This is a genomic window from Streptomyces sp. NPDC045470, assembly GCF_040646595.1.
Taxonomy (GTDB): Bacteria; Actinomycetota; Actinomycetes; order Streptomycetales; family Streptomycetaceae; genus Streptomyces.
The window spans coordinates 127,450-153,167 of the sequence record NZ_JBEZAN010000013.1 but is presented as its reverse complement, the minus strand read 5'-3'; the positions used below and the strand labels follow the sequence as shown (position 1 = coordinate 153,167).

Here is a 25,718-nt window from a genome sequence, read left to right as displayed (position 1 = left end):
CTGCGGAATCGACTGATGACCGTTTTCTTCTGTGCCAAGTGCGGCAACACGCTCACCCCGGACCTGCGGCGGCTTCCCGCCGTCCCCGACGTGTCGACGCACGACAAGGACCGCGACAGGAGGACGGGACTCGCCGCCTCCACCGTGCCGCCGGGCCACTACGCGATCGATCCCGAGCCGTGGGGCGCCCCGTTCGAGCCCGCCGGGCCCGGGCGCGGGCGCGTCATGAACGACCGGGCTCTGCTCATGCCGCCCGGCATGGCCGACTTGGTCTCCGCCGGCCCACGGAACACGGTGATCGTCCACCCGGACGACACGCCGGATCTCCGCCAGGTCGCCGTCCCCGCGGGCCACCACGGTTGCTGCGGCCCGTTGGGCACGAGCGGCCGCAACATGGCGTGCACCTGCGGGACGCTCGTCGCCACCCTCGCGGCCGACTGCATGGGGCCGCATGAACTGCACCTCGATCCGGTGCGTGTGTACGGTTACGACGAGGGGGCGTCCGGGGCGTAGGCCGGGGTAAGGGCCGGGGCCGGAGGGCGATGCCCGGGCCTTGCTCCCCCTCCCCTCCCCCGCCCCACCCCCACCCCCACCTCCGCCTCCGCCTCCGCCTCCACGTCAGCGTCCGCCACATCCGCGTCCGCGCCAAGCGTCCGCGTCCGCGTCACCGTCTGCGTCACCGTCTGCGTCCGCGTCACCGTCTGCGTCCGTGCCAGCGCCAGCGCCCACGTCCGCAGCGAAGATCAGCAGCGCGCCGCGGCTTCCCGCGCGGACCGCGTGCGTCGCACCCGCCGGGACCAGATACAGCTCTCCCGGCCGCACCGAGACGCCCGCGCCGCCCACCGACAGCTCCAACCGCCCGTCGAGCACGAACAGCGCCTCGGCCGTCCCGTGCGCTTCCTCCTCCCCCGGCAACTCGTCCATGCGCAGCACCTTCACGCGGGCCGCGCCCACCTTCCCCAGGGCACGGGAGCTCCACGCTTCCGGCAGGGCAGCCGCCGTTCCCCGTACGTCGATCGCCTTCATGGCACGCCTCCCGGCGGACCGCCCCGGTCACGCCCGAAGAGCCCGCACATCAAGATCAATGGATGATCCGGACGCTATCCGGGACGGGGCCGGAGGTGGTCGACCGTTCGGTAAAACCTCCCCGGGCACGGGCGACCACTGCCGCCGGTCGCTGCCGCCGGTCGCCGCCGCCGGGCACTATTCCCGGACGGGGCCGCCCCGTTCGGGTATCGGCTCGGCGGCCCGGCCCGCTGTCGTCGCCGGGCCCGCGCGGGCGCGGAGGTCCGAGGTGAACGGTCCGGTACGGGCCCGGGCCGTGACGTCCGCGATGTCGCCCCGAACGGTGCAGCGCACCAGGCGAGCGTCTTGCGCGGCCGCCACCTCCCGGGCGGCTCGGCAGGCGGCCGACGCGCCCCGGAGCGCGGTGTCCGCCGCCGCCAGGGCGCCCAAATCCGCCGCGGCTCCCGCACGATGACGTGTCACGACCACCTGAGCCATGGCGATCACCACCGCGAACACCGTGCACAGTGCCATCGCCGCGAACACCGCCCACACCGTGGCCGAGCCCTCATCGCCCCACCGTCTCCTCCGCAAGTGCCGTCGCCTCCCCTCGGAGCGTCAGCGTCAACGGGCCGACGCCGGGCGTCGCCGCCTCGACCCGTACGCGCACCAGGTCACCGCGCCTCTCCAGCGCCACCCGCGCGCCGTGCGGGGCTGCTTCGCGGGCCACCGCGCCGACGGCCGACGGTGGTTCCGACCGGGCTGCCGCCCGGGCCCCGGCGCGGGCCGCGTCCACGCACTGGATCTGCGCGCAGGCGGCCACGAGCCCCCACAGCAACAGCCCCGTGAACAGCACCAATGCCGGGATGACCAGCGCCGTTTCCGCCGTCACATATCCCCGGTCGCGGTCACGCTCACGGCCGCGTCCGTCGTCAGACCTGGACACCGAGGGCCTTGCCGATCACCGCGCGCAGCGCCGCCTCCACCGCACCGCCCGACAGCACCTTGTAGAGCACGGCCGCGGCCGCACACGCCGCCAGGGTTCCCAGGGCGTACTCGGCCGTGGTCATGCCCCGGTCGGCGGAGCCCCTTGCCCGGACGGCCGCAACGCGCCGCTCCAGCCACCTACTTACCACCATCTCTTCCCCCTTGAGGTCTTGTGATCACTTCCGCTGTCGGTGATCCGGTGCGGCCCGGATCGGTCGTGTGCCGTCATGAGTTCTTCGTGAGCGCTGTGGCCAGGCCGAACAGGACCGGTACGACACCGAGCGCCAGGAAGGCGGGCAGGAAGCAGGCCGCCAGCGGCATCGTGACCAGCACCCCGGCCCGCCGGGCCCGTTCGGCTGCCGAGCGGGAGTCCTGTGCCCGCAACTCCGCCGCGATCCGGGAGACGCCCTCCACGGCCGGGACCCCCGATATGCCCGCCCGTTCCAGGCACCGGGCCAACCCCCGGGCGCCGGGGAGGGCGCCGAAGCGCCGCCATGCCGTCGCGGGCTCGCTGCCGAGCCGGAGCTCCGCGGCCACGCGCCACAGGTGCTCGCCGACGGTTCCGCCGAGCGACCGCCCTACCGCCTCGGCGGACTCCCGTGGCCCGGCGCCCGCTGCCAGGCAGGCCGCGAGCAGGTCCGCGGCCGGTGCCAGCGCCGCACGCAGGCCGCTCTCGGCCGCCTGCCGCCTGGCCTGTGCCTGTGTACGGCGCCGCCACCGCCAGGCTCCGTACGCCACGGCGAGTCCCAGTACGCCACCGGTCACCCCGCCGACGAGAATGGCCACGGCTCCCGCGATCACCGCGGGCCCGGCCCGTTCCCGGACGGCCCCGGGCCACCGACGCCCTCGGCCGCGCTTCAGCTCCGGTGCCGGGCGCCGGCCGGAGCCGTCGTGGTGCCGTACGGCCTTGCCCAGGACCGCTGTCGCCCGCCGTCGGGTACTCCGTAGGCCGCGCGCTTCCCCGGCCGTGGTCAACGCGCCGACCACGGCGGCCAGGATCAGAAAAACTGTCCCCAGGGTGTGGACAAGTTCCGGGACGGCCCCGTGGCCGGCATCAGCGGACATGACCGCCCCCTTCGGCGGCCGCGATGATCCGCGCCGTCCAGACGACGCCGCACCACTCCAGCAGGCCGCCGACCAGCAGGCACGCCCATCCGGCGGGGGTGTGCAGCAGTACCCGGAGCGGGTCGGCGCCGAGGGCGCTGCCCATCGCCAGCCCTCCGGCCGGGAGGAGCGCGAGCATCAGTGCGGTCGCCCTCGGGCCCGCCAACTGGGCGCGCAGGTCGTCGCGCTGGTCACGTTCCGCCCGGAGGGCCGTCGCGATCCGTTCCAGCCCGGCGGCCAGCCCGGCCCCGCCGTCGACGGCGACCTGCCAGCACGCCGCCACACCGGCCAGCCCCTCCGCACCCGGCAGCCGCGCCGCCGCACGCAGGGCTGCCGGCACGTCCCCGCCGAACCGGGCCGCCGTCGTGACCACCGCGCCCGTCTCGCCGAAGCTCGCGGCACCGACCGCCGTCAGGGCCTGCCCCGGCTGCCGTCCGGCCCGCAACTCGCCCGCCACCGCCTCGCACAGCTCGATGACCGCCGCGCCCCGGCGCTCCCGCTCCCGCACCCGCTCCCGGGCCCGGAGCCATCGCCGCACCAGGACCGACGCCACCACGGCTGCGATCACGGGCACCACCGAACCGGCCATGACACCGAGGCCGAGACCGGCCGGCAGGCACCACAGCTCTCGGGGGAAGCGGACGGTCCCGCCCCGGCTTCCTCCGCCGCACCGAGGAGCTCGGTTCGCTTTCCACCTTCCGCCACCCGGCCCGAAGACCCGGTACGCGGCCCACGTGGCCCAATGCGCCACCCGTTGCAGCACCCGTCGAGGCGTGAATCCACCTTCTTCAGAGCCCAGTTCCCACGCTCCCCCCTTCGGGCCCACCGCCTCTCCGTCCACCAACAACAGTCGTGCCCGTCGTACGTCACCGCTGCGGCCGCCGGACAGCCAGACCGCCATCCCCGCGCACAGCACGGCCGCGCACACCGGCACCGTCGCCGTACCGACATCACTCATCCCGCGCCCCTCCCCCGCTCGCACAGCCCGGTCAATCGCGCCCAGCCCGCAGCCTCTTGGAATCCCCGCGGTGCCCACACCGCCGCCGGTACGGTCACCACGAAGCCGTCCCGATCCCGCTCCAGGACGTCCACCCGGGCGAGGCGCCGACGGCCGTCCCGGTCCCGTACGAGGTGCAACAGCACCGACAGCGCGGCGGCCACCTGGCTGTGCAGTGCTGCCCGGTCGAGCCCGGCCGTCGAGCCCAGGGCCTCCAGGCGCGCCGGGACGTCACCTGAGGCATTCGCGTGCACCGTGCCGCAGCCGCCCTCGTGCCCCGTGTTCAGGGCCGCCAGCAGGTCCGTGACCTCGGCGCCGCGCACCTCGCCGACCACCAGCCGGTCCGGCCGTATCCGCAGCGCCTGCCGCACCAGGTCCCGCAGGGTGACCCGGCCGACGCCTTCCTGGTTCGCGGGCCGGGTCTCCAGCCGTACGACGTGGGGGTGGTCCGGCCTCAGTTCCGCGGAGTCCTCGGCCAGGACGAGCCGTTCGGCCGGGCCGGCCAGGCCCAGCAGCGAGCTGAGCAGTGTGGTCTTCCCGGAGCCGGTCCCGCCGCTGATGAGGAAGGAGAGCCTGGCGTCCAGCACGGCCCGCAGCAGGCGGTCGCCGTCCGGTGGCACCGTGCCTGCCGCGACCAGTTCCGCGAGGGTGAAGGCGCGGGGGCGCAGGACGCGCAGCGACAGGCAGGTGCCCGCGACCGCCACCGGCGGCAGGACGGCGTGCAGGCGGGTGCCGTCGGGCAACCGGGCGTCCACCCAGGGGTGGGCGTCGTCCAGCCGTCGTCCGGCCACCGAGGCCAGCCGCTGCGCGAGCCGGCGCACCGCGGCCTCGTCGGCGAAGCGCACCGAGGTGCGCTCCAGGCCTCCGCCGCGGTCCACCCACACCTCGTCCGGCGCGCTGACCAGGACGTCGGTCACCTCCGGTGCGGCGACGAGCGGTTCGAGGGGGCCGCAGCCGACCAGCTCCGACCGCAGCGCCGATACGACCCCCAGCACCTCCGCGTCGCCGAGCAGGCGACCCTCGGCGCGCAGCGCCATCGCGACCCGTGCGGGCGTCGGCTCGGCGCCCGCCTGGGCCAGCCGCCCGCGCACCGCCTCCAGAAGACCGGCGCCGATGCCGCCCGTGCGAGGTGTGCCGTGGGCGTCGGCGCCGGATGGCCCGTCGAACGCCCGCAGTCCGGATACCTGCGGCCCGGGCATCTGCGCCCCGCTCGCCCGCGGCCCGGACGCCCGCGACCCGTTCCCCCGGGGAAGCTCAGTCCTCACCTGGACCACCCGCCGCGCCCTCACCGAGCCATCCGCGCCGCCCACCGGCCTCCGGCCTCCCGGCCCTCGCCCCCGGGGCTCCCGAGCCCGCAGTCACCGGCCCTGCGACCCCCGGTCCCGTGGTCCCCGGTCCCGTGGTCCCCGACCCCACGGCCTCGGGCAACACCCGCTTCCAGAAGGCCGTGCCGAAGTGCCGTAACGGACCTCGGGCGTTCGCCCCCGGCGGCGCGCCCCGGGCCAGTTCTCCCGGGAGGGCGTTCTCCCAGCCCAGCTCTCCGGCCAGTGGAAGGTCGAGCAGCCGGGCGGCCTCCTCGGGCGCCAGCTCCGCGGCGCGGCCGCTGTCCGGGCCGGGGCCGGCGCGTGTCACCACCCGCACGTCCGGCAGGACCGTACGCACCAGAGCCGCCACGCGCCGGGCCGCCGCCAGCGCCCGTAGTTCGGTGGGGACGACCAGCAGCCCGACATCGACCTGGGCGAGCGCTTCCACGACCGCTTCGTCCAGCCGACGCGGCAGGTCCACCACCACGGCGCCGCCCCGTCTGCGCGCCGCTGCCATGACCGCGCGCATCGCCTGCGGCGGAATCGCCACCGCGTCACCGCGGTCCCAGCTCAGTACACGTAAGGAATGCAGCCGCGGCAGCGCTTCCTCCAGGGCGTCGCCGCCCACCCGCCCACGCGATTCGGCGAAGGCCGGCCAGCGCAGCCCTTCTTCCTTCTCACCGCCCAGCAGCACGTCGAGTCCGCCGCCCAACGGGTCCGCGTCGACCAGGACGGTCCGGCGGCCCGCGCGGGCCGCCGTCAGGGCCAGGGCGCAGGCGAGGGTGCTCGCGCCGGCGCCGCCGCTGCCGCCGATCACCCCCACCGTCACGGCCGTCGGCCCGACGCCCTCCACCGCGTCGGCGATCCGGTCCACGAGCCAGCTCTCGCCACCGGGGAGCACCAGCACCCGTTCCACCCCGAGGGCGACGGCCAGCCGCCACAGTTGCCGGTCGTCCGCGCCCCGGGCGACGAGCACCACCCCGTCCCGGCGGCCCGCCCCGCACAGCCGGGGCGCACAGTCGGCGCCGACGATCACCAGCGGCGCCGAGGCCCAGCCCGGACTGCGGCCGCGGGCGACGCCATGGGCGACCTCCGGCGTCGCACCGGCTGCCGCGCACAGTCTCAGGACGTCGTCGAGAAGGTCCTCGTCCTCGGTGACGACCAGCGGTCCGCCGCGCCCTTCGGCAGGCCCGGGCGGTTGATCGGGAGTCATACGTCCGGCCACGTTCCGTTCCCCTATCGCTACGCAACTCACACATCCGCGAACTCGCGGAGTTTTCATCGTGTGGCGATCCGGAAAATCCCGTGGATCTTGGTCCAAAACTGTGGACAACTCAAAGGCTGTGAATATCCCAGTCACCTATACCGGCGACCTTGCAGGCTCCCTTAGAGCATCGCTACGGCTACCCTGAGTGACGGCCGGTGGGCGTCGGCACGCTCGGGGCCGAGCGATGAAGAGGAAGCGGCCGATCCGCCTCGGACGGGCAAAAACGCGTCCGGACATGCGACGACCCCCGCCGGGGGGGAGAGCGGGGGTCGTCCCCACGGCCGACTCGGGGGGGGAGGAGTCGGACCGGGTTAGCACGGTCGCGAACGATCCGTGACTTCCATGGTGTACCCGAGAGCCTTCTCAGGCAAACCCACGCGCCACACCTTACGCCGAATGGTGGGCGCCTATGCTCGCCCCGTGGAAAACCACTCCGTGCCCCACTCGGCGACTCACTCGACACCCCGCACAGCCGCGTTCTTCGACCTGGACAAGACAGTCATTGCTAAGTCGAGCACGCTGACCTTCAGCAAGTCGTTCTACCAAGGCGGCCTGATCAATCGCCGGGCCGTACTGCGCACCGCCTATGCCCAGTTCGTCTTCCTCGCGGGCGGCGCCGACCACGACCAGATGGAGCGGATGCGCGCCTACCTCTCGGCGCTCTGCCGGGGCTGGGACGTGGCCCAGGTCCGGGAGATCATCGCGGAGACCCTCCACGAGCTGATCGATCCGCTCATCTACGACGAGGCCGCCTCGCTCATCGAGGAGCACCACACGGCGGGCCGCGACGTCGTGATCGTCTCCACCTCGGGCGCCGAGGTGGTCGAGCCGATCGGCGCCCTGCTCGGCGCCGACCGCGTGGTGGCCACCCGGATGGTCGTCGGCGCGGACGGCCGCTTCACGGGCGAGGTGGAGTACTACGCCTACGGCCCGACCAAGGCGCAGGCGGTCCGGGACCTCGCCGCGTCCGAGGGCTACGACCTGGCGCGCTGCTACGCGTACAGCGATTCGGCGACCGACGTGCCGATGCTGGAGGCGGTCGGCCATATCCGCACGCCGTCAATCCGGACCGCGCACTGCGCCGTGAGGCCGCGAGCCGGGGCTGGCCGGTTCTGTCGTTCACCCGGCCGGTCCAGCTGAAGCAGCGGCTGCCCTCCCTGGGCATGCCGTCGCGTCCGGTGCTCGCCACGGTGGCCGCCGTGGGCGCGGCCGCCGCGACGGCGGGCCTCGTCTGGTACGCGAGCCGACGGCGCCCGGTTTTTGCCCGTATCACCCGAGTTTGAAGGGAAAAGTAAAGAACTGCGGCGAGGGGTTCCGCTTCCCCCGCCGCAGGAGTACAAAGGACGTAACGGCCCGCGAGACCGAGGACATCCGAGAGGAAGACCTTCTACGCAGCAAGGCCCCACGGACCGAAGCACGGAAACCGGGCACCCACGCGACGCCGACCCGTCGATTACGGGCCAGCCGTACCAGGTGACGGACGAAGTCTCCGACCTGATCGGCAACATCCGGAGCGCGCTTGGTAACCCGGTGGACGTGCCAGCGGCGGTACCGGAACGACTGGGTACCGCCGCAACCCTTTGTCCGGGGACTACACGGCCGGAAGCCCGTACCCACCGGGATCCTTCACGCCGCCCGGATACCGGCCCCGGCCGCCCCCCGTCAGGCCGCCCCGCGCTGCATCGCCTCGCACACCGCCGTGCTCTCCCGCGCCCCCAGCTCCACCGCCCGGCCGCAGTGCGCGATCCACGCTGCCACACCCTCCGGGGTGCCGGACACATAGCCTTCCAGCGCCGCCACGTACGCGGCCCGGTCCTGTTCCGCGTGGCCGACCTCCGCCGGGCAGACCGACTTCGGGTCCAGCCCGCTGCCGACCAGCACGATGCGCTCGGCGGCCCGCGCGACCAGCCCGTTGTACGAGCCGAAGGGGCGCAGCGCCAGCAGTTCGCCGTGCACCACGGCCGCCACCACCAGAGCCGGCGCCTCGCTGCCCGCCAGCAGCAGCCGCGCGAGCCCGTCCAGGCGCCCCGCGACCTCGTCGGCATCCGGCAACGCCAGCTCCACCAGGGGCTCGTCGACCGGCTCACCCGCCAGCCGGGGCCGCCCCACCGACTCCTGCCGGGCGTCGCCGCTCGCCGCGACCAGGTGCAGCCGCGCCAGCACCCGCAGCGGCGACTGCCGCCACACGCTGAGCAGTTGCCCGGCCTCGGCGGTCAGCCGCAGCGCCGCGCCGACCGTACGCGGCTCACCCTCGACGCCGAAGTCGGATCGCCGCCGCACCTCCTCCAGCGCCCAGTCGGCTCCGGCCAGCGCGGCGGAGGCCCGCGCTCCGCGCAGCGCCGCCTCGGAGGTGATCTCGTTGCTGCGCCGTCGCATGATCCGGTGCCCGTAGACCCGGTCCACGCTCGTGCGCACGGAGTCCACGGAGTCGGCGACCCCCGGGAGCGAGGCCAGGGTCGCGAGCGGATCGGCTGTCGTACTCATGGGTACGACCCTACGCACCCCGGAAGCCGCAAGGCCGAACCGCTCGAAGGAGTGGTCTTCTTCACCCGAACCTCTCACCCGGGGCAACTCGGCGCTTACGCTTCGTGACCATGAAGATCGCGTTCGTGGGCAAGGGCGGCAGTGGGAAGACCACGCTGTCCGCCCTGTTCATCCGCCACCTCGCCGCCGCCCGCGTCCCCGTGATCGCGGTGGACGCCGACATCAACCAGCACCTGGCCAGCGCCCTCGGCATGGACGAGACGGAGGCCGCCGCGCTGCCGGCGCTCGGCGCCCGGCTGCCGCTGGTCAAGGACTACCTGCGCGGCACCAACCCGCGTATCGCGTCCGCCGAGACGATGATCAAGACGACGCCGCCCGGCGAGGGCTCCCGGCTGCTGCGGGTCGTCGAGGACAACCCCGTGTACGCGGCGTGCGCCCGGCCCGTCCTCCTGGAGGGCGAACCGGTGCGCCTGATGGCGACCGGCCCGTTCACCGAGTCCGACCTGGGAGTGGCCTGCTACCACTCCAAGACCGGCGCGGTCGAACTGTGCCTGAACCACCTCGTGGACGGCCGCGAGGAGTACGTCGTCGTCGACATGACGGCCGGCTCCGACTCCTTCGCCTCCGGAATGTTCACCCGCTTCGACCTGACCTTCCTGGTCGCCGAGCCCACCCGTAAGGGCGTCGCGGTCTACCGCCAGTACAAGGACTACGCACGCGACTACGGCATCGCCCTCAAGGTCGTCGGCAACAAGGTCCAGGGCCCGGACGACGCCGCCTTCCTGGCCGACGAGGTGGGCGAGGACCTGCTGCTGACCGTGGGGGACTCGGCGTGGGTGCGGGCCATGGAGAAGGGCCGGCCGCGCCGCTTCGACCTGCTGGAGGCCGACCACCGGCAGGCGCTGAAGGAGCTGCACGCCGCCGCCGACGAGACGTACGAGCAGCGTGACTGGGAGCGCTACACCCGCCAGATGGTGCACTTCCACCTGAAGAACGCGGAGAGTTGGGCGAACGCGAAGACGGGCGCCGATCTGGCGGCCCAGGTCGACCCCGCCTTCGTCCTCGCCGAGCCCGCGGGGGCCCCGCAGCCCGCCTGACCCCCGGTCGGGGGGCCGCCACGGGGCCCGGAAGCGGAACGGCGACCGGAAGCGGCACGATGCCCGGAAGCTTCACGGGGCCCGGGAGCCCCACGGGTCCCGGAGCCCCACGGGTCCCTGCCGAGCCGCCTCCCGCTACTCCGCGTCCCGCCGCGCCGGTTCGGCCGAACCGGCGGGCTCACCCGGCGCCCCGGGCTTCGCGGACGAGGTCGCCAGGTAGCTCCCCCACCCGCCCTTCGGGGCGCCGCCCACCGGCAGCGCGCGCAGCTTCTCCAGCACCCGCGGGTCCTGCGCGTCCAGCCAGTCGGCAAGTTGCTTGAAGGTCACGCAGCGCACGCCCTGCCGGGGGCAGACGGTCTTGATGGTGTCCTCGACGGCGCGCATGTACGTGCCGCCGTTCCAGGACTCGAAGTGGTTGCCGACGATGAGCGGTGCCCGGTTGCCCTTCTCGGCCCGCTCGAACGCGGCGACCAGGCCGTCCCGCATCTGCTTGCCCCAGGTGGCGTGCATCGCCGGGTCGCCCCTGGTCGTACCGGACTGGTTGGCGAGGAAGTTGTAGTCCATCGAGAGCGTCTCGAAGGCCCGGCCGGGGACGGGGACCTGCTGGAGGGGGAAGTCCCAGATGCCGTCGATCTGCTTCGGCCACAACTGCCGGCCGCCGACGGAGCTGGAGTCGTAACGGAAGCCCATCGCCTTGGCCGCGGGGATGAGGTTGCGCTGCCCTTCGAGGCAGGGGGCACGGCCGCCGACGAGTTCCTTGCTGTAGTCGAACGGCAGCGGCTTCTCGGTCTTCAGTCCGGTGTGCGTCTTCCAGGTCTTGACGAACGCCTCGGCCTGCCGGATCTCGCTCTGCCACTCCTCCGGCGACCAGGTGCCGACGCCGCCGTTCGCGCCGCAGAAGTGGCCGTTGAAGTGCGTACCGATCTCGTTGCCGTCCATCCAGGCGCCGCGGATCTGTTCCACGGTGGCCCGGACGCCCTTGACGTCGTTGAAGCCGATGTCGGAGGCGCCGGGGCTGTGCTTGGGCGGGTGGTAGGCGTCCTTCCTGTTGCCCGGGAGCAGGTAGACACCGCTGAGGAAGTACGTCATCCGGGCGTCGTACTTCTTGCCGACCGCGCGGAAGTGCGAGAACAGCTTCTGGCTGTCCTCACCGGCGCCGTCCCAGGAGAAGACCACGAACTGCGGCGGCCGCTCACCGGGTCTCAGGCGCTCGGCCTTCGGCTGCATCGGCTGCGCCCCGGTGTATGCGGTCGAGCCGTCGCCGATGAGCTTGACCTGCTGGGCGGTGCGCTGCGGCGCGGCCTGGCCGCCCTGGGCGCCGCCCGGCCCGCCCCCGTTCCCCCCGGCACAGCCGGCGACCGCCGCCAGCGCCATCGTCGTGACCACCCCGGCCGTGACCCTTGATGCGGCTGCCATCAGCCACCTCACTCCCTGAGCTGCGAACTGCGAAACGGAAACATCAGAAAAACTGATTAACCGTTTTCAAGCCCGCATAAGCCACGGAATGGGCCGTAAGGTACAAGCGACTCGTCGCTGTGTTCACTCGAAAGACGGAACGGCAGACCCGAATGCCTGAAAAGGCTTCTCTGCGCCTTTACGTGTCATTACGCTTCATTTACCGATACTTGAGAGTCACCGGTCCGTCACGAACCGTGACGCCAGCCGGCCGGCTCGCCTCCCGCCGCAGTACACCGCCGCCCACGATCGCGCCCCGCGCGACCGCGCCGCCCCGGAGGAGACGGGAATGTCGCAGCTTCAGAAGCCGCCAGGGCCGCCGGGACCGACCGGCGCTCCGAGCACCCGCCGTACGCAGCCCCCGCCGCCCGCCGACCGGGCCGCCGCCCGCCGCGGCGACCTGTCCGCCTCGGTCGTCGTCTTCCTGATCGCAGTACCGCTCTCACTGGGCCTCGCCCTGGCCACCGGGGCGCCCCTCCAGGCGGGCCTGGTCGCCGCGGCCGTCGGCGGCATCGTGGCCGGACTGCTCGGCGGCGCTCCCCTCCAGGTCAGCGGCGCGGCGACGAGCCTGCTCGTGGTCACGGCCGAGCTGGTGCAGCGGTACGGCTGGCGGGCCACCTGCGCCGTCACGGTCCTCGCCGGGCTGGCCCAACTCGCGCTCGGCGCCGTCCGGGTGGCCCGGGGCGCGCTCGTGATCAGCCCCGCGATCGTGCACGCCATGCTCGCGGGCATCGGCGTCACCATCGCCGTCGGACAACTGCACGTGGTGCTCGGGGGCAGCCCCGACAGCTCGGCCGTCGACAACGTCGCCGCGCTGCCCGGCCAGTTGGCGCACCCGCACGTCGCCGCCCTGCTCATCGGCGCCGTCACGGTCGCGGTGCTGGCCGGCTGGCAGCGGCTGCCCGGGCGGGCCGGGCGGACGCTGCGGACGGTCCCGGCCCCACTGGCCGCCGTGGCCGCCGCCACGACCGTGAGCGCGGCCCTCCCGGTGCCGGTGCCGCGCGTCGCCCTGCCCGAGTGGTCGCTCCAGGCCCTGCCCACCCTCCCGGACGGGCCGGTCCTGGGGATCGCCGCCGCCGTCCTGACCGTCACCCTCGTCGCCAGCATGGAGTCGCTGCTGTCGGCGGTCGCGGTGGACCGCCTCGCCGCCGACCGCGCCGTCCCCACGTCCGGTACGGACCTGAACCGCGAACTGACGGGTCAGGGCGTCGCCAACGTGGTGTCCGGGCTGCTGGGCGGGCTACCGGTGGCCGGCGGGGCGATGCGCGGCTCGGCGAGCGTGCGGGCGGGCGCCGTCAGCCGGCGCGCCACCGTGCTGCACGGCGCCTGGGTGGTGCTCTGCGCCGGCCTGCTGGCCACGGCGCTGGAGCTGATCCCGCTGGCCGCCCTCGCCGCGCTGGTGATGGTCATGGGCGTACGGATGGTGAGCTTCGCGCACATCAAACATGTGCAGCGGCACCGGGAGTTTCCGGTCTACGCGGTCACCCTGGGCGGTGTGGTGCTGTTCGGCGTCCTCCAGGGGGTGGCCCTGGGCGTCGGGGTGACGGTCTTCCTGTCGCTGCGGCGGCTGACCCACACCCGGGTCACGGTCAGCGCCGAGGACGGCCGCCACCGGGTGCGCGTCAATGGGCAGTTGACCTTTCTCGCGGTACCGAGGCTGACCCGGGCGCTCGCCCAGGTGCCCGCCGGGGCGGACACCGTCGTCGAACTGGGAGGCTCGTTCATGGACCACGCCGCCTACGAGGCCCTGCGGGCCTGGTCCGACGGGCATCGCGCGGGCGGCGGCTGGGTGACCCTCGGCGGCCGCGCCGGGAGCCCGATCGCGGAGCCCGCGAGCGCCCACCACTGCCGCCCGTGGACGCCGTGGCGCAACCACTACTGCACCCGCCTGCCCGAGGAGGCCGCGGCCGCTCCGCGGACCAGTGGCGATCAACTGCTCGGCGGCGTCAGCGCGTTCCAGCGCCATACGGCCCCGCTGGTACGGGACGAGCTGGCCCGGCTGGCCCACGAAGGGCAGCGGCCCACCCAGCTCTTCTTGACGTGCGCCGACTCCCGGCTGGTCACCAGCATGATCACCTCCAGTGGCCCGGGTGACCTGTTCACCGTCCGCAACGTCGGCAATCTGATGCCGCCGCCCGGCACGGACGCCGCCTGCGACTCGGTGGGCGCGGCCATCGAGTACGCGGTCGAGGTGCTGAAGGTCGGCTCGCTGACCGTCTGCGGGCATTCGGGGTGCGGCGCGATGCAGGCGCTGCTCGGCGCTGACCACGAGCCGGGAGCGCGGACCCCGCTCGCGCGCTGGCTGCGGCACGGCCGCCCGAGCCTGGCACGGATGCAGCGGATCGGCCGGCTGGGGCGCGGTGAAGTCGCGCTCGCCGAACGCCCGGTCGCCGACGACGTGGAACGGCTCGCGCTGGTCAACGTCGTCCAGCAGCTCGACCACCTGATGTCGTACCCGTGCGTCGCCCACCGCGTCGCCGAGGGCGCGCTCACCCTGCACGGCATGTACTTCCACGTGGCCGAGGCCCAGGCGTACGTCCTGGACCGCACGACGGGCCGGTTCCGCGCGGTGCGGCCGGAGACGGCAGCCGTCACCTCGTAGCCGGAGCCTCCGCATCCCATGTGCAGGGGACTCCAAATGATGGGAAGTTCCCTATACCGTCCTCGCCATGGATGACGCCGTGCGCGATGGCGTGGCTGATGACGCGGCTGATGACGTGACCCACGCCGCGGACGACGCCCGCTTGACCGAAGAACTGATCGACGACCTGTTCGCCATCCGCACCCAGGTGCACGCCGAGCTGAGGGACCTGGCGCGCGAAGCGGGACTGACCGACACACAGACCGACGTGCTGTGGCGGCTGAGCCGCGGACAGGAGATGACCGCACGCCACCTGGCCGATCGCCTCCAGTGCGACGCCTCGACGGCCACGTCGATGATCGACCGGCTGGAGAAGCGCGGCTTGGTGCGCCGCGTCCCCCACCCCACCGACCGCCGGGCGAAGCTCGTTCAGCTCACCGACGAGGGGTGCGCACTGCGCGACCGCGTCGTCCGGCACAGCGCCGAGCACTCACCCTTCGCCCGCCTCGACCGGGCGAGCAGGCTGCGTCTGCACGCACTGCTGCGCCAGGTGGCCGGCGGCTCCCGGCCGGCCGGAACTCCCGGCGCCGAAGACCCTCACGGCACGGCGCAGTGACGAGCACGACCACCACCGTGATCACCGGTGGCAGCTCGGGACTCGGCCTGGTGACGGCACGTCACCTCGTCGCGGCCGGGCAGACGGTCGTCCTCGTCGGCCGGGACGCGGCGCGCACCGTCGCGGCGGCCGACAGCCTGCGCGGCCTCGCGCCCGCCGGCCGGGGCACCGCTCCGCCCCGGACGTACACCGCCGACCTGGAGCAGTGGTCGCAGGTCCGCGACCTGGCCAAGAGGCTCGCCGCGGGCGCCGTGTCCGTGGACGTGCTCATCAACAACGCGGGGGGCGTGTTCCCCCGTTACGAGCGGACCGTGGACGGCGCCGAGCGGACCTACGCCCTCAACCGCCACGCGCCCTTCCTGCTCACGCACGCCCTCCCGGCCGGCGGAACGCTCGCCCCGAGGCCAGGATCGTCAACCTGTCGACGTTGGTGGAGAAGCGGGGCAAGGTCGACACCGGCGATCCGGACGTCACCGGCAGATCATGGCAGACCCGCTTCTATCACCAGATCAACGTCTATGCCTCCAGCAAACTCGTCAGCCTCCTGGCCACCCGGGAACTCGCACGGCGCCTGCCCGACGGCATGAGCGCCTACAACGCCGACCCCGGCATGGTGAAGGGCACCGCCATCAACAGCAACGCCGGTGGCCTGATGCGGCTGACGGCCCCGCTGTTCAAGCCGTTCGCCGTCGCCCCGGACACCGGCGTACGGACCGTGGTCCGGCTTGCCACGGCCGCACCCGCGCCGCGGCCCAACGGCGGCTTCTTCAGCAAGTCCCGGCCGACCACGCCCTCCCGTCCGGCCCAGGACGACGACCTCGCCGGCACGGTGTACGACCGGACCGCTCACCTGCTGGGCGTCGAGCCACCGCGCCGGCCGCCGGACCGTCAGCCCGGAGCCTTCCCTTCACCCCCCTCCAACTCCCCTTAAACCCGCCCGTAAACAGCACTTGACCTGCGCAACAGTAAAGGTCTACACCAATTTTTGGTGGCGACCCTTGTCAGGGCGGGTGGTGGGCTGATGAGCTAGGGCCGGGAGAGACATCGCACGCCCTGAATGGGAGATGACGTGAGCAACGAAAGCCTGGCCAACCTTCTCAAGGAGGAGCGGCGGTTCGCGCCGCCCGCCGAACTGGCCGCGAACGCCAACGTCACCGCCGAGGCGTACGAACAGGCGGCGGCGGACCGGCTGGGCTTCTGGGCCACCCAGGCCAAGCGCCTGACCTGGGCGACCGAGCCCACCGAGACCCTCGACTGGTCCAACCCCCCGTTCGCCAAGTGGTTCGCCGACGGCAAGCTCAACGTCGCGTACAACTGCGTGGACCGCCATGTCGAGAACGGGCTCGGCGACCGCGTCGCCATCCACTTCGAGGGCGAGCCCGGCGACACCCGCTCGATCACCTACGCGCAGCTCCAGCGCGAGGTCTCCCAGGCCGCCAACGCGCTGACCGAGCTGGGCGTCACGGCCGGCGACCGGGTCGCGATCTACCTGCCGATGATCCCCGAGGCCGTCATCTCCATGCTGGCCTGTGCCCGTCTGGGCGCGCCGCACTCGGTCGTCTTCGGCGGGTTCTCCGCCGACGCGCTGGCGACCCGCATCAACGACGCCGACGCCCGTGTGGTGATCACCGCCGACGGCGGCTACCGCCGCGGCAAGCCGTCCGCCCTCAAGCCCGCCGTCGACGAGGCGCTGACCAAGCCCGGCACGGAGAACGTGCGCAGCGTGCTGGTCGTGCGCCGTACCGGTCAGGAGGACGTGGCCTGGACCGAGGGCCGCGACGTGTGGTGGCACGACATCGTCGGGCGACAGAGCGAGATCCACACCCCGGAGGCGTTCGACGCCGAGCACCCGCTGTTCATCCTCTACACCTCCGGCACGACCGGTAAGCCCAAGGGCATCCTGCACACCACCGGCGGCTACCTCACCCAGGTGGCGTACACCCACCATGCCGTCTTCGATCTCAAGCCGGAGACCGACGTCTACTGGTGCACCGCCGACGTCGGCTGGGTGACCGGCCACTCGTACATCACCTACGGGCCGCTGGCCAACGGCGCGACCGAGGTGCTCTACGAGGGCACGCCCGACACCCCGCACCAGGGCCGCTGGTGGGAGATCGTGCAGAAGTACGGCGTCACGGTCCTCTACACCGCGCCGACCGCGATCCGCGCCTGCATGAAGTGGGGCGACGACATCCCCGCGAAGTACGACCTGTCCTCGCTGCGGGTCCTCGGTTCGGTGGGCGAGCCCATCAACCCGGAGGCGTGGATGTGGTACCGCAAGCACATCGGTGCCGACCAGGCCCCCATCGTCGACACCTGGTGGCAGACGGAGACCGGCGGCATGATGCTCAGCCCGCTGCCCGGTGTCACGGAGACCAAGCCCGGATCGGCGCAGCGCCCGCTGCCCGGCATCGCGGCCACCGTCGTGGACGACGAGGCCCGCGAGGTGCCGGACGGGGGCGGCGGCTACCTGGTGCTGACCGAGCCGTGGCCGTCCATGCTCCGCACGATCTGGGGCGACGACCAGCGCTACCTGGACACCTACTGGTCGCGCTTCGAGGGCAAGTACTTCGCCGGTGACGGCGCGAAGAAGGACGAGGACGGCGACATCTGGCTGCTCGGCCGGGTGGACGACGTGATGCTGGTGTCCGGCCACAACATCTCCACCACCGAGGTCGAGTCCGCGCTGGTCTCGCACCCGAAGGTCGCCGAGGCCGCCGTCGTCGGCGCGACCGACCCGCAGACGACCCAGTCGATCTGTGCCTTCGTGATCCTGCGCGGCACCGCGGCGGAGGACGAGGGGCTGGTGGAGGAGCTGCGGGCGCACGTCGGCAAGCAGCTCGGCCCGATCGCCAAGCCCAAGCGTGTCCTGCCGGTGGCCGAGCTGCCGAAGACCCGCTCCGGCAAGATCATGCGCCGTCTGCTGCGCGACGTCGCGGAGAACCGCGACCTGGGCGACGTCTCGACGCTCACGGACTCCGGTGTGATGGACCTGATCCAGGCGAAGCTGCCCGGCGCGGCCAGCGAGGACTGACCGGGCGGTCGCACCCGGCACGCCGCGTTCGAACGCGTGTGCCGATGCGTGACCGCCACTCCGAGGGGCACCCGTCCGCAGACCGGCCGGGTGCCTTTCGCCTGTTCCGGGCGCCCCGTACCCCTCGCCGGGCGGCCGATCACACCATTTGCCCGTAAGGTGAAGATCGCCGGAATGTTCCCCGCGCAGCCCGGGTACAGTAGGGATCGCGTCAAGAACGCGACAAATACCAAAGGTGCGCCGGGAAGTCTGGTCGGCAACTGCAACAGCCGTATCCAGCTGCCGAAACACCGGAGGTCTTCGCGTGAGCGCGCCCCACAACCGCCGATCCATATTCCTCGGGCGGATGTCCCTGCCCGAGCGGAACTTCATCGCGGACGCCCTGCGCGCCGAGACCGTGGGCGGCGTCCTGCTGCTCATCGCCGCCGTCGTGGCCCTCGTCTGGGCCAACACCCTCGGGGACAGCTACGAGTCGGTACGGGGTTTCCACCTCGGCATCGGCTCCGTCGGGCTGGACCTCTCCGTACAGCACTGGGCCGCCGACGGCCTGCTCGCCGTCTTCTTCTTCGTCGCCGGTATCGAGCTCAAGCGCGAGCTGGTCGCGGGTGACCTGCGCGAACCCAAGAAGGCGGCGCTCCCGGTGGTCGCCGCGCTGTGCGGCATGGCGATGCCCGCCCTCGTCTACGTCGTGGTCAACACCGCCGGTGGCGGCTCGATGGACGGCTGGGCGGTGCCGACCGCCACCGACATCGCCTTCGCACTGGCCGTGCTCGCCGTCATCGGCACCTCCCTGCCGTCCGCGCTGCGCGCCTTCCTGCTCACCCTCGCCGTCGTCGACGACCTCTTCGCGATCCTGATCATCGCGGTCTTCTTCACCTCGCAGCTCAACTTCCTGGCGCTCGGCTTCGCCGTCGCCGGCCTCGCCGTCTTCTACCTGCTGCTGCGCAAGGGCGTACGCGGCTGGTACATCTACGTACCGCTCGCCCTGGTCATCTGGGGCCTGATGTACAACAGCGGCATCCACGCCACCATCGCGGGCGTCGCCATGGGCCTGATGCTGCGCTGCCACCGCCGCGACGGCGAGGAGCAGTCCCCCGGCGAGCACATCGAGCACCTGGTGCGGCCCGTCTCGGCCGGTCTCGCGGTGCCGCTGTTCGCCCTCTTCTCGGCGGGCGTGTCGATCTCCGGCAGCGCGCTGCACGACGTGTTCACCAAGCCGGAGACGCTCGGCGTCGTGCTCGGCCTGGTCGTCGGCAAGGCCCTCGGCATCTTCGGCGGTACCTGGTGCGCGGCCCGCTTCACCAAGGCGGAGCTGAACCCCGACCTGAGATGGCCGGACCTCTTCGCCGTCGCCTCGCTCGCCGGCATCGGTTTCACGGTCTCGCTGCTCATCGGCGAGCTGGCCTTCACCGACGACCCGCTGCTGACCGACGAGATCAAGGCCGCCGTGCTGACGGGCTCGCTGATCGCCGCGGTGCTGTCCGGAACCCTGCTGAAGATACGCAACGCCAAGTACAAGAAGCTGTGCGAGGACGAGGACCGCGACGAGGACCAGGACGGCATCCCGGACGTGTACGAACTGGGCAACCCGGAGTACCACCTGCGGATGGCGAAACTCCTCGAAGCCAAGGCCGCGGAACACCGCCGCCTTGCCGAAGTGGCCTCCGGCGCGAACGCCGGGGACGATGGTCCGGCATGATCTGAGAGGCTTTGCATCCGGGAGAAGACAAGAGGGAGACGTCGATGAGCACAGCCGACGACGGCGCGGACCGCAGCCTCGGGCAGTTGGTGGCCACGGCCACCGCCGAGATGTCCGCACTGGTGCACGACGAAATCGCACTGGCCAAGGCCGAGCTGCGGCAGGACGCCAAGCGGGCCGGCATCGGCAGCGCCGCGTTCCTCGTGGCCGGCGCGCTGGCGCTGTTCGCGCTGCCGGTGCTGAGCTTCGCCGCGGCGTACGGCATCCACAACCTCGGCCTCGGCCTCGCCTGGTCCTTCCTGATCGTGGGCGGCGCCTTCCTGATCGTCGCCCTGCTGCTGGTCCTGATGGCGGTCAGCAAGCTCAAGAAGATCAAGAAGCCGGAGAAGACCATCAGTTCGGCCAAGGAGACGGCGGCCGTACTGGGGAACGTCAAGCCGCATCCGCGCGCGGTGCCGGAGGACCACCCGGTCCTGGAGTCTGTGACACGCTCCTCCGTATGACGGCTACCGACAGTTCCGACTCGGTCGTACGTCCCGACGGGCCCTGGACCCACCGGGACGTGGCGGCCAACGGTGCGCGTTTCCACATCACCGAGATGGGTGACGGCCCGCTGGTGCTGTTGCTGCACGGCTTCCCGCAGTTCTGGTGGACCTGGCGCCATCAGCTCCCGGCGCTCGCCGGAGCGGGTTTCCGTGCGGTGGCGATGGACCTGCGGGGCGTGGGCGGCAGCGACCGCACGCCCCGCGGCTACGATCCGGCCAACCTGGCCCTGGACATCACCGGGGTCGTACGGTCCCTGGGCGAGCCGGACGCCGCGATCGTCGGGCACGACCTCGGCGGCTACCTGGCGTGGACCGCGGCCGTGATGCGGCCGAAGCTGGTACGGCGGCTGGCGGTGTCCTCCATGCCGCACCCCCGCCGCTGGCGCGCGGCCATGCTGGCGGACTTCAAGCAGAGCCGGCAGAGCTCCTACGTATGGAACTTCCAGCGGCCGTGGCTGCCCGAACGCCGGCTGGTGGCGGACGACGCCGCCCTGGTGGGCCGCCTGATCCGGGACTGGTCCGGGCCGCGGCTGCCCGAGGACGAGGACGTCGAGGTCTACCGGCGGGCGATGAGCATCCCCTCGACGGCGCACTGCGCGATCGAGCCGTACCGCTGGATGGTCCGGTCGATGGCCCGGCCGGACGGCATCCAGTTCAACCGGCGCATGAAGTGGCCCGTACGGGTGCCGACGCTGCACCTGCACGGCTCGCTCGACCCCGTGATGCGCACCCGCAGCGCGGCCGGTTCCGGCGAGTACGTGGAGGCCCCGTACCGCTGGCGGCTCTTCGACGGGCTCGGGCACTTCCCGCACGAGGAGGACCCGGTGGCGTTCTCCGCCGAACTGATCAACTGGCTGAAGGATCCGGAGCCGGACCGGTAGACCCTGGCCGGCGGGCCGGGGCGCGGGGCCGGGCGGCGCGACACGCCGACCCGATCGAACGTGCGTATGACGAACAGCCAATTGCCGCCCGCATAGGCCAATTGACGGGCCGCCGGGCGGTTACGGAGCCCGGGGCCCGGGCAGAGTCGTGGGTATGGGCTGGACGCACGACTACCGTGACGTGGCACGCAACCGCCGCAGCAACGCCGCTGCGATGGGCACTCAGGAGAGGGGATCCTCGGACCTTGTGTCCGGTGAGTCTCCCGAGCTCGCCCATCCGCTGGGCATTCCGCGCATCCTGCGCCGCCGGGCGCGCTGGATGACCGCGCGGCTCAAGCATCCACGGACCTGACCCCCGCCGGAGCCCCGGGCCAGGGGGCGGCCTCCGCCTCCCGCCCGGCCCGATCCGGCTCGGCGTCCCGTCACATCGCGCATCCCTGACTGTCGACCGCCCGCTGGGCCGTACGCCCCTTGGTGATGTCCTCGCGGATCTCGTCGGCGGTCAGCGCGTAGCCGGTGTGGGCGTCGTCCAGGGACTTGGCGAAGACCACTCCGTACACCTCGCCGCTCGGCGTGAGCAGCGGGCCGCCGGAGTTGCCCTGCCGGACCGTGGCGTACAGGGAGTACACATCACGGCCGACCGTGCCGCGGTGGTAGATGTCCGGGCCGTTGGCCTGGATGCGGCTGCGGATACGGGCCGCGCGGACGTCGTAGCCGCCGTTCTCCGGGAAGCCGGCGACGATGGCGCCCTTGCCGGTGCTCGCGTCGTCCGCCGCGAAGCGCAGCGCGGGCGCGGGCAGCGACGGCACGTCGAGCACCGCGATGTCGCGCTCCCAGTCGTACAGGACGACCCTCGCGTCATACGTACGGCCCTCGCCGCCTATCTGGACGGTCGGTTCCTTGACGCCGCCCACCACGTGCGCGTTGGTCATGACGCGGTGCGGCGCGAAGACGAAGCCGCTGCCTTCGAGGACCTTGCCGCAGCTCGGGGCCGTACCGACGACCTTGACGATGCTCTTGCGCGCCTGGGCCGCGACCGGGCTGCTGGCCAGCTTCGGGTCGGGCGCGGGCACCGAGTGGATCGGCTCGTTCGAGAACGGCGTGAAGACCTGCGGGAAGCCGTTCTGCGCGAGCACCGAGGAGAAGTCCTGGAACCAGGTGTTGGCCTGTTCCGGCATCACCTGGGAGACGCCGAGCAGCACCTTGGAGTTGCGGACCTCCTTGCCCAGCGTCGGCAGGGAGGTGCGCGCCAGCGCGGAGCCGATCAGCCAGGCGACCAGCAGCATCGCCAGGACGTTGACCAGCGCGCCGCCGGTGGCGTCCAGGGCGCGCGCCGGTGACCAGGTGATGTAGCGCCGCAGTTTGTTGCCCAGATGGGTGGTCAGCGCCTGTCCCACGGACGCGCACACGACCACGACGGCGACCGCCGCGATCACCGCGAAGGTGCCCGGTGTGGCGTCGTCGGTGATCTCGTTCCAGATCACGGGGAGCAGGTAGACCGCGACCAGGCCGCCCCCGAGGAAGCCGATCACGGACAGGATGCCGACGACGAAGCCTTGGCGGTAGCCGACGACGGCGAACCACACGGCCGCGAGCAGCAACACGATGTCCAGCACGTTCACGCCCGCCACCGTCTCACGCGCGCCGGTCGAGCGGGACCTGCTTCGTGCGGTCCCACGGCCGTTCCCACCCCGCGTAGTGCAGGATCCGGTCAATCACCCCGGCCGTGAAACCCCAGACCAGGGCATCCTCGACGAGGAAGGCGGGGCCCACGTGGCCACTGGGGTGGCGGGCCGTCACCCGGTGCGCGGGGTCCGTGAGATCCGCCACGGGAACCGTGAAGACCCGGGCGGTCTCCGCCGCGTCCACCGGCCCGACCGGGCTCGGCTCCCGCCACCAGCCCAGGACGGGCGTGACGACGAAGCCGCTCACGGGGATGTACAGCCGCGGCAGCACGCCGAAGACCTGCACGCCCGACGGGTCCAGCCCGGTCTCCTCCCACGCCTCGCGCAGCGCGGCGCGCACCGGACCGTCGCCCTCCGGATCGCCGTCCTCCGGGTCGAGGGCGCCGCCGGGGAACGAGGGCTGGCCGGCGTGCGAGCGCAGGGTGCCCGCGCGCTCCATGAGCAGCAGCTCCGGGCCGCGGTCGCCGTGCCCGAAGAGGACCAGGACGGCGGACTGCCGGCCGCCGCTCTCGGGCGGCAGGAATCTGCTGAGCTGGTGGGGCTCGATCGTGGCGGCGGCGCGCGAGACCGGCGCCAGCCACTCCGGCAGGCCGTCGGAGCTGACGGCCGCCCCGTCCGCCCCGTACGCCGCTGTCTTGCCGTACTGCTCCCGTGCGCTCGTCATCCGCGCCCCCTCAGGCCCTTGGATCGGTGGGATCGATGGTCATGCGGCCGTGGCCGGTCCTCTTGGGGGTGAGTCCCGCGGCGGCCGGTCCGGTTCCCCTCCGGAATGTGACGCTTTCGTCCCGCGCGGGGCGGCACCGTCGGAACGGGCACCGGCGGGCCGGGGCCGCGGGCGCCGGGCACGGGCGGCGCTCAACGGCCCGCCAGCGGCGGCGCGGGCTGTCCCGGGTAGTCGGCCGGGGGCCGCAGCCGCTGGCCCGGCTGACCGCCCATCTCGTACTTGAGCAGCTTCTTCGCCTTCTCCGGGTCCAGCTCGCCCTCGCCGTACGAGGGGCAGTCGTGCGCGATGGGGCAGGCGCCGCAGGCGGGCTTGCGGGAGTGGCAGACGCGGCGGCCGTGGAAGACGACGCGGTGCGAGAGCATCGTCCATTCGCTCTTGGGGAAGATCTCGGCGATCTCCGCCTCGACCTTCTCCGGGTCCTGCTGTCCGGTCCAGCGGAAGCGCCGGACCAGCCGGCCGAAGTGGGTGTCGACCGTGATGCCCGGCACGCCGAACGCGTTGCCCAACACGACGTTCGCGGTCTTGCGGCCGACGCCCGGAAGCGTCACCAGGTCCTCCAGGCGGCCGGGCACCTCGCCGTCGAAACGGTCCCGTAGCGCCGTCGAGAGGCCCAGCAGGGACTTCGCCTTGGCGCGGAAGAAGCCGGTCGGCCTGATCAGCTCCTCCAGCCGCTCCGGATCGGCGGCGGCCATGTCCTCCGGCGTGGGGTAGGCGGCGAAGAGGGCCGGGGTGGTCTGGTTGACCCGCAGGTCGGTGGTCTGCGCGGACAGGACCGTGGCGCAGAGCAGCTCGAAGGAGTTACGGAAATCCAGCTCGGGGTGGGCGTACGGATACACCTCGGCCAGCTCACGGTTCATCCGGCGGGCCCGGCGCACCATGGCGGTGCGGGACTCGTCCTTGAGGGCGGGGGCGGGGGCGGCCTTGGCGGGGGCCTTGGAGGGCGCCTTCTTGGCCGCGGCCGTCTTCTTCGCGGGTGCCGTCTTCTTCGCAGGGGCCGTCTCGGCAGGGGCCGTCTTGGCAGGGGCCGTCTCGCCGGTGCTCTTCGCCGCGGCGGTCTTCTTGGCCGTGGTCTTCTTCACGGCGGTCGCCTCGGCGGTCTTCTTGGCCGTGGTCTTCTTGGCCGTGGTCTTCTTCGCGGCAGAGGTCCCGGTCGCTGCCGTGGCGGCGGACTTCTTCCGCGTCGTCGCCTTGCGCACCTTTTCTCCGGATTTCACCGCTTTCGCGGCTTCGGCGGGCGCCTGTTCGCCCACAGCGGAATCACGGCCCGCGCTCACTCGCTCAGCCCCCTTGTCCTGTGCTCTCACCGGCGTATTGGACACTCGGCCAGACTAAGGCCACCCACTGACATACGGCCCGATCACCAGTGCCCGTGGGTCCAATCGGCCCCCTGCCGTATGGCTTGCGCCACGGGTCCGGCATCCTTGTGATTGATCGCACTGTTTTGCATTCCGGCATGATGGGGACCAAGGTCCCTTTGAGCATGTCGACAAGGAGAGATCTCGTGGACGACGTTCTGCGGCGCGCACCGCTCTTCGCGGCGCTCGACGATGAGCAGGCGGCCGAGCTGCGCGCCTCGATGGGAGAGGTCACGCTCGCCCGCGGCGACGCCCTGTTCCACGAAGGGGACCCGGGCGACCGCCTGTACGTGGTCACCGAGGGCAAGGTGAAGCTGCACCGCACCTCCCCGGACGGACGGGAGAACATGCTCGCGGTGCTCGGCCCCGGTGAGCTGATCGGCGAGCTCTCCCTGTTCGACCCGGGCCCGCGTACCGCCACCGCCACCGCACTGACCGAGGTCAAGCTGCTGGGTCTGGGCCACGGCGACCTGCAGCCCTGGCTCAACGCCCGCCCGGAGGTCGCCACGGCGCTGCTGCGCGCCGTCGCGCGCCGCCTGCGCAAGACCAACGACCAGATGTCCGACCTGGTCTTCTCCGACGTACCGGGCCGGGTCGCCCGGGCGCTCCTGGACCTGTCGCGCCGCTTCGGTGTGCAGTCCGAGGAGGGCATCCACGTCGTGCACGACCTCACGCAGGAGGAGCTGGCCCAGCTCGTCGGCGCCTCGCGCGAGACGGTCAACAAGGCCCTCGCGGACTTCGCGGGCCGCGGCTGGCTGCGCCTGGAGGCGCGCGCGGTGATCCTGCTGGACGTGGAGCGCCTGGCGAAGCGCTCGCGCTGACGCCCGCCGCCGTCAAGGCACCGAAAGGGTCCATGCTCCCCCGGGGGAGCATGGACCCTTTCGCGTGAAACCGCCCG

At 72.5% G+C, this 25,718-nt stretch carries 24 protein-coding genes and 2 pseudogenes; 13 read left to right on the top strand and 13 right to left on the bottom strand.

All coding sequences use genetic code 11. The features are described from left to right. Nucleotides 1-15: 15 nt before the first annotated feature. A complete protein-coding gene (locus AB0A97_RS29530) occupies nucleotides 16-513 on the top strand; it encodes a hypothetical protein (RefSeq protein ID WP_361155521.1) in 498 nt (165 codons plus the stop codon). A 105-nt stretch (nucleotides 514-618) separates the two neighbouring features. On the opposite strand, the gene AB0A97_RS29525 is transcribed toward AB0A97_RS29530, so the two are convergent. The 8 genes from AB0A97_RS29525 to ssd form a co-directional block, all read right to left on the bottom strand. Beyond that, nucleotides 619-1,026 carry a cupin domain-containing protein gene (locus tag AB0A97_RS29525; protein ID WP_361155519.1) on the bottom strand — a complete coding sequence of 136 codons (408 nt, stop codon included), beginning with the start codon at nucleotides 1,024-1,026 and terminating at the stop codon, nucleotides 619-621. A 177-nt stretch (nucleotides 1,027-1,203) separates the two neighbouring features. Then, the gene (locus tag AB0A97_RS29520) at nucleotides 1,204-1,551 is read right to left on the bottom strand and encodes an Rv3654c family TadE-like protein (RefSeq protein ID WP_361155517.1); all 348 of its coding nucleotides are present in this window, start codon (nucleotides 1,549-1,551) and stop codon (nucleotides 1,204-1,206) included. Nucleotides 1,552-1,573: 22 nt separating this feature from the next. After that, the gene (locus tag AB0A97_RS29515; protein ID WP_361155516.1) at nucleotides 1,574-1,951 is read right to left on the bottom strand and encodes a TadE family type IV pilus minor pilin; all 378 of its coding nucleotides are present in this window, start codon (nucleotides 1,949-1,951) and stop codon (nucleotides 1,574-1,576) included. Beyond that, nucleotides 1,938-2,144, bottom strand: a complete 207-nt coding sequence (locus tag AB0A97_RS29510) for a DUF4244 domain-containing protein (protein ID WP_361155514.1) — start codon at nucleotides 2,142-2,144, stop codon at nucleotides 1,938-1,940. Before AB0A97_RS29510 ends, AB0A97_RS29515 begins: the two co-directional genes overlap by 14 nt. Before the next feature lie 73 nt (nucleotides 2,145-2,217). Beyond that, on the bottom strand, nucleotides 2,218-3,057 hold the full coding sequence (locus AB0A97_RS29505; protein WP_361155512.1) for a type II secretion system F family protein: 840 nt from the start codon (nucleotides 3,055-3,057) through the stop codon (nucleotides 2,218-2,220). Next, nucleotides 3,047-4,054, bottom strand: coding sequence for a type II secretion system F family protein (locus AB0A97_RS29500; protein ID WP_361155510.1), 1,008 nt, complete (start codon nucleotides 4,052-4,054; stop codon nucleotides 3,047-3,049). Before AB0A97_RS29500 ends, AB0A97_RS29505 begins: the two co-directional genes overlap by 11 nt. Then, nucleotides 4,051-5,208 (bottom strand): TadA family conjugal transfer-associated ATPase, encoded by a 1,158-nt coding sequence (locus tag AB0A97_RS29495; protein WP_361155639.1) that lies wholly within the window; start codon nucleotides 5,206-5,208, stop codon nucleotides 4,051-4,053. The genes AB0A97_RS29500 and AB0A97_RS29495 overlap by 4 nt, the downstream gene beginning before the upstream one ends. A gap of 139 nt (nucleotides 5,209-5,347) precedes the next feature. Next, a complete protein-coding gene (gene ssd, locus AB0A97_RS29490) occupies nucleotides 5,348-6,610 on the bottom strand; it encodes a septum site-determining protein Ssd (protein ID WP_361155508.1) in 1,263 nt (420 codons plus the stop codon). 450 nt (nucleotides 6,611-7,060) lie between these two features. On the opposite strand from ssd, the pseudogene AB0A97_RS29485 reads away from it, so the two are divergent. Further along, nucleotides 7,061-7,947 (top strand): annotated as a pseudogene (locus tag AB0A97_RS29485) (HAD-IB family hydrolase). Between the two features lie 379 nt (nucleotides 7,948-8,326). Here AB0A97_RS29485 and AB0A97_RS29480 read toward each other — a convergent pair. Then, on the bottom strand, nucleotides 8,327-9,148 hold the full coding sequence (locus AB0A97_RS29480; protein ID WP_361155506.1) for an oxidoreductase: 822 nt from the start codon (nucleotides 9,146-9,148) through the stop codon (nucleotides 8,327-8,329). A gap of 110 nt (nucleotides 9,149-9,258) precedes the next feature. On the opposite strand from AB0A97_RS29480, the gene AB0A97_RS29475 reads away from it, so the two are divergent. Continuing rightward, nucleotides 9,259-10,245 (top strand): ATP-binding protein, encoded by a 987-nt coding sequence (locus AB0A97_RS29475; protein ID WP_361155504.1) that lies wholly within the window; start codon nucleotides 9,259-9,261, stop codon nucleotides 10,243-10,245. Nucleotides 10,246-10,380: 135 nt separating this feature from the next. Here AB0A97_RS29475 and AB0A97_RS29470 read toward each other — a convergent pair whose 3' ends face one another. After that, nucleotides 10,381-11,661 carry a hypothetical protein gene (locus AB0A97_RS29470; protein ID WP_361155502.1) on the bottom strand — a complete coding sequence of 427 codons (1,281 nt, stop codon included), beginning with the start codon at nucleotides 11,659-11,661 and terminating at the stop codon, nucleotides 10,381-10,383. 328 nt (nucleotides 11,662-11,989) lie between these two features. Between AB0A97_RS29470 and AB0A97_RS29465 the strand changes: the two genes are divergently transcribed. From AB0A97_RS29465 to AB0A97_RS29425, 9 genes and pseudogenes are all read left to right on the top strand, one after another. Continuing rightward, nucleotides 11,990-14,302, top strand: a complete 2,313-nt coding sequence (locus tag AB0A97_RS29465) for a SulP family inorganic anion transporter (RefSeq protein ID WP_361155500.1) — start codon at nucleotides 11,990-11,992, stop codon at nucleotides 14,300-14,302. Nucleotides 14,303-14,369: 67 nt separating this feature from the next. Beyond that, a complete protein-coding gene (locus AB0A97_RS29460) occupies nucleotides 14,370-14,897 on the top strand; it encodes a MarR family transcriptional regulator (RefSeq protein WP_361155499.1) in 528 nt (175 codons plus the stop codon). After that, nucleotides 14,894-15,214: pseudogene (locus tag AB0A97_RS29455) on the top strand (SDR family NAD(P)-dependent oxidoreductase); the annotation flags it as partial. The gene AB0A97_RS29460 and the pseudogene AB0A97_RS29455, both read left to right, overlap by 4 nt. Before the next feature lie 110 nt (nucleotides 15,215-15,324). Continuing rightward, entirely contained in the window at nucleotides 15,325-15,828 is a 504-nt protein-coding gene (locus AB0A97_RS29450) for a hypothetical protein (protein WP_361155647.1), read from the top strand. Between the two features lie 138 nt (nucleotides 15,829-15,966). Beyond that, a complete protein-coding gene (gene acs, locus AB0A97_RS29445) occupies nucleotides 15,967-17,931 on the top strand; it encodes an acetate--CoA ligase (protein WP_361155498.1) in 1,965 nt (654 codons plus the stop codon). 304 nt (nucleotides 17,932-18,235) lie between these two features. Continuing rightward, nucleotides 18,236-19,630, top strand: coding sequence for a Na+/H+ antiporter NhaA (nhaA, locus tag AB0A97_RS29440; RefSeq protein ID WP_361155496.1), 1,395 nt, complete (start codon nucleotides 18,236-18,238; stop codon nucleotides 19,628-19,630). 44 nt (nucleotides 19,631-19,674) lie between these two features. Next, complete coding sequence (locus AB0A97_RS29435) at nucleotides 19,675-20,133, top strand: phage holin family protein (protein ID WP_361155494.1); 459 nt, start codon at nucleotides 19,675-19,677, stop codon at nucleotides 20,131-20,133. Then, nucleotides 20,130-21,056: an alpha/beta hydrolase gene (locus AB0A97_RS29430; RefSeq protein ID WP_361155492.1), complete on the top strand. Its 927-nt coding sequence runs from the start codon at nucleotides 20,130-20,132 to the stop codon at nucleotides 21,054-21,056. Before AB0A97_RS29435 ends, AB0A97_RS29430 begins: the two co-directional genes overlap by 4 nt. Nucleotides 21,057-21,210: 154 nt before the next feature. Next, complete coding sequence (locus AB0A97_RS29425; protein ID WP_361155490.1) at nucleotides 21,211-21,408, top strand: hypothetical protein; 198 nt, start codon at nucleotides 21,211-21,213, stop codon at nucleotides 21,406-21,408. 70 nt (nucleotides 21,409-21,478) lie between these two features. On the opposite strand, the gene AB0A97_RS29420 is transcribed toward AB0A97_RS29425, so the two are convergent. The 3 genes from AB0A97_RS29420 to nth form a co-directional block, all read right to left on the bottom strand. Beyond that, nucleotides 21,479-22,678 carry a MarP family serine protease gene (locus tag AB0A97_RS29420; RefSeq protein ID WP_361155488.1) on the bottom strand — a complete coding sequence of 400 codons (1,200 nt, stop codon included), beginning with the start codon at nucleotides 22,676-22,678 and terminating at the stop codon, nucleotides 21,479-21,481. Between the two features lie 13 nt (nucleotides 22,679-22,691). After that, nucleotides 22,692-23,405, bottom strand: a complete 714-nt coding sequence (locus AB0A97_RS29415; protein ID WP_361155486.1) for a CoA pyrophosphatase — start codon at nucleotides 23,403-23,405, stop codon at nucleotides 22,692-22,694. 191 nt (nucleotides 23,406-23,596) lie between these two features. Beyond that, nucleotides 23,597-24,661 (bottom strand): endonuclease III, encoded by a 1,065-nt coding sequence (nth, locus tag AB0A97_RS29410; RefSeq protein ID WP_361155637.1) that lies wholly within the window; start codon nucleotides 24,659-24,661, stop codon nucleotides 23,597-23,599. Between the two features lie 305 nt (nucleotides 24,662-24,966). Between nth and AB0A97_RS29405 the strand changes: the two genes are divergently transcribed. Continuing rightward, complete coding sequence (locus AB0A97_RS29405; protein WP_003981529.1) at nucleotides 24,967-25,641, top strand: Crp/Fnr family transcriptional regulator; 675 nt, start codon at nucleotides 24,967-24,969, stop codon at nucleotides 25,639-25,641. Nucleotides 25,642-25,718 lie beyond the last annotated feature (77 nt).

Bases quoted from the DNA above. Each gene is read 5' to 3' on its own strand.
- AB0A97_RS29530 (WP_361155521.1), top strand. From the start codon at position 16: ATGACCGTTTTCTTCTGTGCCAAGTGCGGCAACACGCTCACCCCGGAC.
- AB0A97_RS29525 (WP_361155519.1), bottom strand. From the start codon at position 1,026: ATGAAGGCGATCGACGTACGGGGAACGGCGGCTGCCCTGCCGGAAGCG.
- AB0A97_RS29510 (WP_361155514.1), bottom strand. From the start codon at position 2,144: ATGGTGGTAAGTAGGTGGCTGGAGCGGCGCGTTGCGGCCGTCCGGGCA.
- AB0A97_RS29505 (WP_361155512.1), bottom strand. From the start codon at position 3,057: ATGTCCGCTGATGCCGGCCACGGGGCCGTCCCGGAACTTGTCCACACC.
- AB0A97_RS29500 (WP_361155510.1), bottom strand. From the start codon at position 4,054: ATGAGTGATGTCGGTACGGCGACGGTGCCGGTGTGCGCGGCCGTGCTG.
- ssd (WP_361155508.1), bottom strand. From the start codon at position 6,610: ATGACTCCCGATCAACCGCCCGGGCCTGCCGAAGGGCGCGGCGGACCG.
- AB0A97_RS29480 (WP_361155506.1), bottom strand. From the start codon at position 9,148: ATGAGTACGACAGCCGATCCGCTCGCGACCCTGGCCTCGCTCCCGGGG.
- AB0A97_RS29475 (WP_361155504.1), top strand. From the start codon at position 9,259: ATGAAGATCGCGTTCGTGGGCAAGGGCGGCAGTGGGAAGACCACGCTG.
- AB0A97_RS29470 (WP_361155502.1), bottom strand. From the start codon at position 11,661: ATGGCAGCCGCATCAAGGGTCACGGCCGGGGTGGTCACGACGATGGCG.
- AB0A97_RS29465 (WP_361155500.1), top strand. From the start codon at position 11,990: ATGTCGCAGCTTCAGAAGCCGCCAGGGCCGCCGGGACCGACCGGCGCT.
- AB0A97_RS29460 (WP_361155499.1), top strand. From the start codon at position 14,370: ATGGATGACGCCGTGCGCGATGGCGTGGCTGATGACGCGGCTGATGAC.
- AB0A97_RS29435 (WP_361155494.1), top strand. From the start codon at position 19,675: ATGAGCACAGCCGACGACGGCGCGGACCGCAGCCTCGGGCAGTTGGTG.
- AB0A97_RS29430 (WP_361155492.1), top strand. From the start codon at position 20,130: ATGACGGCTACCGACAGTTCCGACTCGGTCGTACGTCCCGACGGGCCC.
- AB0A97_RS29425 (WP_361155490.1), top strand. From the start codon at position 21,211: ATGGGCTGGACGCACGACTACCGTGACGTGGCACGCAACCGCCGCAGC.
- AB0A97_RS29415 (WP_361155486.1), bottom strand. From the start codon at position 23,405: ATGACGAGCGCACGGGAGCAGTACGGCAAGACAGCGGCGTACGGGGCG.